The sequence below is a fragment of the Streptosporangium sp. NPDC006013 genome, from assembly GCF_040614275.1.
Lineage (GTDB): Bacteria > Actinomycetota > Actinomycetes > Streptosporangiales > Streptosporangiaceae > Streptosporangium.
The window spans coordinates 1-6,375 of sequence record NZ_JBEXUE010000543.1 but is presented as its reverse complement, the minus strand read 5'-3'; the positions used below and the strand labels follow the sequence as shown (position 1 = coordinate 6,375).

At 66.4% G+C, this 6,375-nt stretch carries 7 protein-coding genes; 1 reads left to right on the top strand and 6 read right to left on the bottom strand.

Going from position 1 to position 6,375, the window contains the following annotated elements; genetic code table 11:
- Window positions 1–139: 139 nt before the first annotated feature.
- From ABZ260_RS44415 to ABZ260_RS44395, 5 genes are all read right to left on the bottom strand, one after another.
- A complete protein-coding gene (locus tag ABZ260_RS44415; protein ID WP_355630105.1) occupies window positions 140–742 on the bottom strand; it encodes a DUF6461 domain-containing protein in 603 nt (200 codons plus the stop codon).
- An 866-nt stretch (window positions 743–1,608) separates the two neighbouring features.
- Complete coding sequence (locus ABZ260_RS44410; protein ID WP_355630102.1) at window positions 1,609–1,974, bottom strand: hypothetical protein; 366 nt, start codon at window positions 1,972–1,974, stop codon at window positions 1,609–1,611.
- Window positions 1,975–2,310: 336 nt separating this feature from the next.
- Window positions 2,311–2,541, bottom strand: a complete 231-nt coding sequence (locus ABZ260_RS44405; RefSeq protein ID WP_355630100.1) for a tyrosine-type recombinase/integrase — start codon at window positions 2,539–2,541, stop codon at window positions 2,311–2,313.
- Window positions 2,542–3,258: 717 nt separating this feature from the next.
- Window positions 3,259–3,822, bottom strand: a complete 564-nt coding sequence (locus tag ABZ260_RS44400) for a hypothetical protein (RefSeq protein WP_355630097.1) — start codon at window positions 3,820–3,822, stop codon at window positions 3,259–3,261.
- 142 nt (window positions 3,823–3,964) lie between these two features.
- A complete protein-coding gene (locus ABZ260_RS44395) occupies window positions 3,965–4,693 on the bottom strand; it encodes a LysR family substrate-binding domain-containing protein (RefSeq protein ID WP_355630094.1) in 729 nt (242 codons plus the stop codon).
- A 55-nt stretch (window positions 4,694–4,748) separates the two neighbouring features.
- Here ABZ260_RS44395 and ABZ260_RS44390 point away from each other — a divergent pair, with 55 nt between their 5' ends.
- The gene (locus tag ABZ260_RS44390) at window positions 4,749–5,120 is read left to right on the top strand and encodes a DUF5997 family protein (protein WP_355630091.1); all 372 of its coding nucleotides are present in this window, start codon (window positions 4,749–4,751) and stop codon (window positions 5,118–5,120) included.
- Between the two features lie 266 nt (window positions 5,121–5,386).
- Here ABZ260_RS44390 and ABZ260_RS44385 read toward each other — a convergent pair whose 3' ends face one another.
- Window positions 5,387–6,046 carry a helix-turn-helix domain-containing protein gene (locus ABZ260_RS44385; protein WP_355630088.1) on the bottom strand — a complete coding sequence of 220 codons (660 nt, stop codon included), beginning with the start codon at window positions 6,044–6,046 and terminating at the stop codon, window positions 5,387–5,389.
- Window positions 6,047–6,375: the final 329 nt, after the last annotated feature.

The following is a 6,375-nucleotide window of genomic DNA, read 5'->3' as shown; positions in this document are numbered from 1 at the left end:
GGGCGCCTGGGGCATGGTCGAGGGCATGAGGAGACTGCTTTCCGGAGAAGGTACGGGGAGTGGTGCCGGGCCGTAGCCGCACCACGCACCCGCCGTACCCAACCAACGCGCCGACCACCGGCACGCCGCCGCAGGAGCCCTAAACCGCTGAACGGACGACACCGCCCAGCAATGGCCCATGCAGGACCTCTGGAGTCAGGACAACGCGAGTCAGCCGTACCGCCAGTAGCAGAGCCCCGCCCACTGCCGGATGATCGGCGTTCTCGTCTTCGTCCTCGCCTCCCGGCATGCGTGCGGGATCGAAGCCCGCGGCCCTCATGGCGTCCACAAGACGATCAGGGTCGCTCCCATAGCGCCATGCGGGAATCATGGGGTTGAAGGAGGTCACTGTCTCTCCGTCGCGGGCGTACACGAAGTTGTCGGTCGCGTGGTCGTGACGCAGGACCGACACAACCTCTGTCGCGGTCGACAGGGCCCGTAAGGCATCGCGTTCTATCGCCTGCCGCCCTCCTCTCTCGATGAGCACGGTCCAGCCGCCCAGCCTCCCGGCTAAAACCGTGTCGGGGAACAGCCCTTCATCATCCAGCTCTTCGTACGTGAGCGGCCGAATGCTCCCTTCTGTGGTGCCCATGCGTCGAAGCGCCTCGGCCTCGTCGAGCCCCCACACGAAGGTCAGGCACCACACGTCGCCCAACTCATAACCTTCGGCCAGCCATGCGACGTCGGCGTATGTGATCTCCATCCGTACCACTCCCAGCCGTCTTCCTCAGGTATGCCGCCAAAGTAACGATCACCTCCGACATTCGTGCGCCCCTGATCTACGGCTCTTAAAAACCATGTGCCTCCGGCGGGGGAGGTGCGTGCGTCCGCACGGGGTTCTCAGGCCGTGCCCGTCAGGAGGGTAACCAAGAGGGAATCAGAGGGACTCACGGACAAGGCGAGACCGCCTCTGACCTGGAACGCAGCAGCTCACAGGGGTGCGTACCGAGATCTTGTAAACTGTTGTAGGTCAGGGGTTCGATTCCCCTCATCGGCTCGCAACAAAGGGCCAGGTCAACCGGCATACGGTGACCTGGCCCTTTGATCGTTGAGCCGATCCATAGGGCTTGAGGCACGTTGAGTTCTCACTGAACCAGGGGAGAATCACACGTGAGAGCCGCACGGCATGGTTGGCCCCTTTTGCCTTAACATCGGCTTCCATGATCGGGCGTCGAATCTTCCTTGTGCTAGGCACCTTCTTCCTCATCGCCCCCGTCCTCAGATCATGTGGCACGATCGGAGGCTCATTTCCGTCACAGCCGATCCGTGAAGTGCTGCCAGTCATGGCCATCGCTGGTGTGGGATTCATGATTGCCGCCGTGGCCATGGCCATAGTTGAGCACGGTGAAACCCCTCCGCCCAACTCCGAGCAGAGTCGCCGAGAGGAGGAGAGTGCCTCGTAACGTTTGTGTCCATCCGATCCGGCTTGGCGTCACCGCAGCTTTGGCTAACCTGATAGCCCCGTTGCACTTCCAGTTGCAGTCCGAGGCCGTTCCAGGCGGTTCAAGATGGACCACGGATAATCTCTGACCTGCACTGAACTGCCCGGAACGAGCCAAGGCCGATCTTTTAATCCGCATGTTGATCGTTGTCGTCGCTTGGCAGCGCACTACACGCGCTTTCAAGCTCTCCAATCGCGATCATGTCTCGTACGGCGTCGGTCATCGAGACGAAGCCAGGCTTGCGGATGATGACCAGGTCCGAGCACCAGAAGTACCGACCGTTGAGGCATTCGCCCGTACCCTGCCAGCGGTCCATGATCCCAGAGATGGCCCCGAGGGTCATGAAGGTTGCATAGCGCCGAGTGCCGTCAGGAAGCGTGATGGTCGCGTCGGCCTGATCAGCGGTCTCGGGATCATGCCCTTCCCAGCAGGGGATCAGCATCTCGAAGCCAGGGTCGCTGATGCGATAGAAGGGGCCGTCGATCTCGATCATGTGGTGAGTCTGTCAGCCGTGCCCGTCGCGTGCCCGATAGGACGGGAAACGAGGGGGAACAGCGGGGAGTCACGGGGAACGCGATCAGGGCGCTGAGCTGTGTCTTCGCAGGTCGAGCAAGATCGGTATGCGTCTTTGCAAGCAGGATGTCAGGAGTTCGAATCTCCTAGGCTCCACCAGCCAGAACACTTCTCAACGGGTCTTGGTGTGCGGCATCCGGGCCATTAGCCCTCCCCCAGGCCGTTCCGCCGTCATCGTTCTTCTGTTCGGCTTCCACCCGTGCGCTCAGCGCGTCGGCGATCCTCTGATCGGCGTCCCGTGTGGCGTGCTGGTAGATCAGTGCGGCCCGGTCGCTGTGTGCCCCATCCGCGCCTTGAGATCGGCCAGACTCGCCCCCGACTGCGCGGCCGGCGTGTTACCAGTGTGCCGCAGGTCGTGGAAGTGCAGGCCCTTGACGCCCATCTCCTTGAGTGCGTCCGCCCACCTGGCCTCACGCCGGAAGTTGTTGCCCCGCAGGAACCCTCTCCGCTTGCCGGGAAAGACGAAGGCATCTGGCCCGGTGCCCACGAACTCCGCCAGGTGATCGGAGGGCGCCGGGACTATCGCCGAGGGAATGCCGATGATCCGCCGGCCAGCCCGGGACTTGGGCGGACCAAGGGGCGGTGGCGCTGAGCGCCGCGCCCGCCCCTGCACAGCCCGCCGGGCATGCGGCGTGGGCGCCGGTCCCGACGTGCGGCAGGACTCCGGGGCGGCACCGTACGCAGCATCCGCCGACCGGACCCAAAGGCTCGGCCCGCGCCGCCCCCGCTATCGTCGTCGGGCTCGTAGCACAAGAACGATGGCGATCACGATTAGCACAAAGAGCAAAACCTCAAACCAGCCCAGGCCGAACATGCATGCGTCCCTTCCGACTGAGATTGCCGACCTTCACGATGTCCGAGTAGATGAGTCAGGTCAATGACAGCGCCGCGCCTGGGTCACAGCGACCGGACCAGCTACGGACTTCGGACGCGTCGCCGCCAGGTACAGCACGACGATCGCCACGGGGTGGTCGGCCACCACTCGTGGTTGGGGGCGATCGAAGGTCCGGGGCAGCAGTCGGCAGCCATCACCCCTAGCGGGATGTTGATCGGGAAGGCCGCGAAGTGCGCGGCCGGGGCCGCGATGTCGGGTGTGCGCCGGCGGAGGCGATGAGCACGCGGGAACGGCGCTCAAGCGCGGACCCACCGACCTCAGCTGCTCCGCAGCCGCCGCGCGCCAGTCCGGCTGTGACGTGTCGTCAGGTCAGCCGGATCCGCACAGCCTCTTGAGCTCGGCGAGGTCCGTGTTGATATCCGCGATCACCTGGTTGGGATCGCCGCCGGTCATGCCGGTCAGCCGGAAGTTCAGCTCCTGGAATTCGGCGGCCAGTCGACTGATCGTCGCCCCCACCGCTCCTTGCGCGTCGAGGACCGCGCCCATCAGGTCGAGGTAGGTCTGGCGAGCCGCGGCTGCCTGGCTGCTGCGGGTGGTCCCGGCGTTCTGGCGGTATGCGGTCAGTGCCGTCGCCGTCTCGTCGCAGCCCCCGGGCCGGACCGTTGACACCAGCGGGGAGACAACCGGCACCGCTCGCGTGGGGCTTGGCGCCGGTGGCTGGGGCGTGCTGGACTCGGGCGACGGGCGCGGGGCCGGCGGTGCGGGCCGGGTGGTGACCGGATCCGGTGACGACGGCCGCGGAGCCGAGGTGGTGACTACCGCGTCGGACGGGGGCTGCGGTGGCGGGGCCGGCGGCATCAGGTAGGCGACCAGCGCGACCACGGCGGCTACCGCACCGGCCAGAGCGCTCATCGCCGCCCAGTTCGGGCGCAAACCTGCTCCTCCGCCCGTCGGCGGCTGCGCTGGTCCGTTCTCCGTCATGCCCTCATCGTGGCCGAGCCGCCGAACTCGGTCCAGGAAACCTTCCGCTGACCTTTCTCCTGTACCAGAGATGATCGGCGCACCTGTCTGCAGGTCACCGAGGCCGGTGGCCCTTCTTTTTACGGCTGGCTGGCACGGCCCGGCGACCGGAGCCATTCTGTGCGGGTTTCTGTGCCTGCCGCTGTGCCGGTTTCTCCGCAGGGGAGGCGGGGGTACGGCCCCGCGAGCTGTTCACCGTCCGGCCGCGGACGATGCCGATGAAATCTTCCACCAGGTCAGTGGTCGCGTCCGTGGGCCAGGTCAGCGCGACCTGAGACTGCGGCGCGTCCGGCACCGGCCGGTAAGTGAGATCCCTGCGGTGGTGGAGGCGTGCCAGCGACAGCGGAACCAGGAGAATCCCAGTGCCGGCCGCTACCAGCTCGACCGCGTCCGCCGTTGTGGCCGGGCGGGTGAACGCGGGCAGCCCGGGCCGGACCGTCCACTCGATGGTGTCGTCCAGAGGATGGAACACCTCGTCGTCGATAAGGTCGGCGATGGTCACCTCGTCGGCGGCGGCTATCGCGTGGTCCTTAGGCGCCATGACCACCGTGGTCTCCACGTAGAGAGGAATCACGCTGAGCTCGTCCCGGTCGACCGGCAGCCTGACGAATCCGGCGTCGGCGCCGCCATTCCGCAGGAGTCCCACCACCTCGGCGGCGGGAACCGCGACCAGGGTAATCGGCACGCCGGGCATTCTCTCGGTCCAGACGTTGACCCATTTCGCGGGTGTCACCCCGGGCACGTACGCCAGTCGAAACGTCCTGCCGGTCTCTCCATCAGTCACTTCCTCAGGGTACTGATGTCAGGGGAACCTGTTCCGGCTGACTACTCTTGACGCCATGACCTCGCCCAAACCGAAGACCATCCAGACAATGAAGCCCGCGACCGCGGCCAAGAAGCTGGGGGTCCCCCTCTCGGCCACTCCCGCCGAGTTCCAGGCGAGTGTCATCTCCAGGGACGAGCTGAACGAGTTGCAGTCGACGCCACCCGCCTGGCTCGCTGACCTGCGCCGCAACGGCCCGCACACCAAGCAGGTCATCGCCGCGAAGCTCAGGGTCTCCATTGCCGGCCTGATCAGAGGTGGGATCACCGGACCGCTCACCACCGCTGAGATCGATGCGCTGAAGGCGGAGAACCCGGCATGGCTGGAGCGCGAACAGTCCCTCCAGGCCGAGGTGCGCAAAGAAGCACTCCGCCTCAAGCAACGCTAGACAGCTGAGATCCTGCACGTTTCCGGCCCCGGACGCGTCTCCAGGCTGCCGCCACCGCCTCGCCGAGCGTGCCCGCTCCCTTCGCCAGGACCCCATGGGCGAGGCCGTCAAGGCGACACAAGCGCCGCCGCTCCCGCGCTGCGCGTGCGGCCTGGGGACCGATCCCGCGCGACTGCCGGGCTTGCGGGGTACGGGAAGCGGCGTCGGGCGGTGACGATCAGCAGGAACTGGTCAGCCGGCTCCTCAGGTGGTTCGGCTGAGACCCATCACGTCAGGAGGGCGCGCCAGCGGTCGGCCGACTCGATCATGTCCAGGCTGACCCGCTCCAGGAACGCCGCTGTCTTGGCCAGCCGTTGCCCCACGGGGCTGTCGAGCCCGTAGGTCTCGGCCGCCGCCATCGTGGCCTGCACCGTATCGAGCGTCTGCCGCCTGCCGGTCACGATCGAGTGGTACCAGGCGTCGTCGTCGACCACGTAGATGTCGCGACGCCGCTGCGGATCGCGCTCGCGTCGGACGAATCCCTGCTCGACCAGGAAGTTCACGGCGACGGAGACGGAGGCCGGGCTGATCTTCAGCCTGTGGGTCAGCTCGGCCGCGGTGCGCCTGCCGTCCTCGGACAGCAACAGGTCGAAGTGCACGCGCGCGCTCATCCTCGGCAGCCCCGTCCTGACCGCTACCTCAACGAGCTCCTCTTCCATCGTGCCGCCCGGCGGCCCGCCTGCGCGCGGGTGTGCCGGTGTGCCGCGCCGCGCCCGCTGGATCGTCGCCTGGTGCGCCTGCTGGGGCCGGTAGCCGCCGGGGCCGCCGTTGCGCCCGATCTCCCGGGTGATCGTCGAGGTCGGCCGGTCGAGCCGCCTGGCGATCTCGGCGTAGGAGAGCCCGTCGGCGAGTCCGGCCGCGATGCGCTCGCGGTCCTGCTGGGTCAATCGTCCTCCTGGCATGCCGCCAGTATTGCCTTCGCCATCATTCATTGCAACTCATAATTGCATTCGAGGCCAGTGTCATTGCATCAATTTAACGTCATCTACCTGGGGAAGCGTGTTTATGTTGATTGACTGAATTTCGAATGCAACGTAGCTTTCGAGTCAAGCCAAATGCGTACTATCGCGAAATGAGGAACGACCATGAGTGAACTCCTCCGCATCACCGAGAACACCGGAGCCCGGACGCCGCGGGCCTCCCGGCGAGTGGCGGTCACGGCGCTGGCGGCCACGTTGCTGGCCGGGGCGGCCACACCCGCGGTGGCCACCGCGGG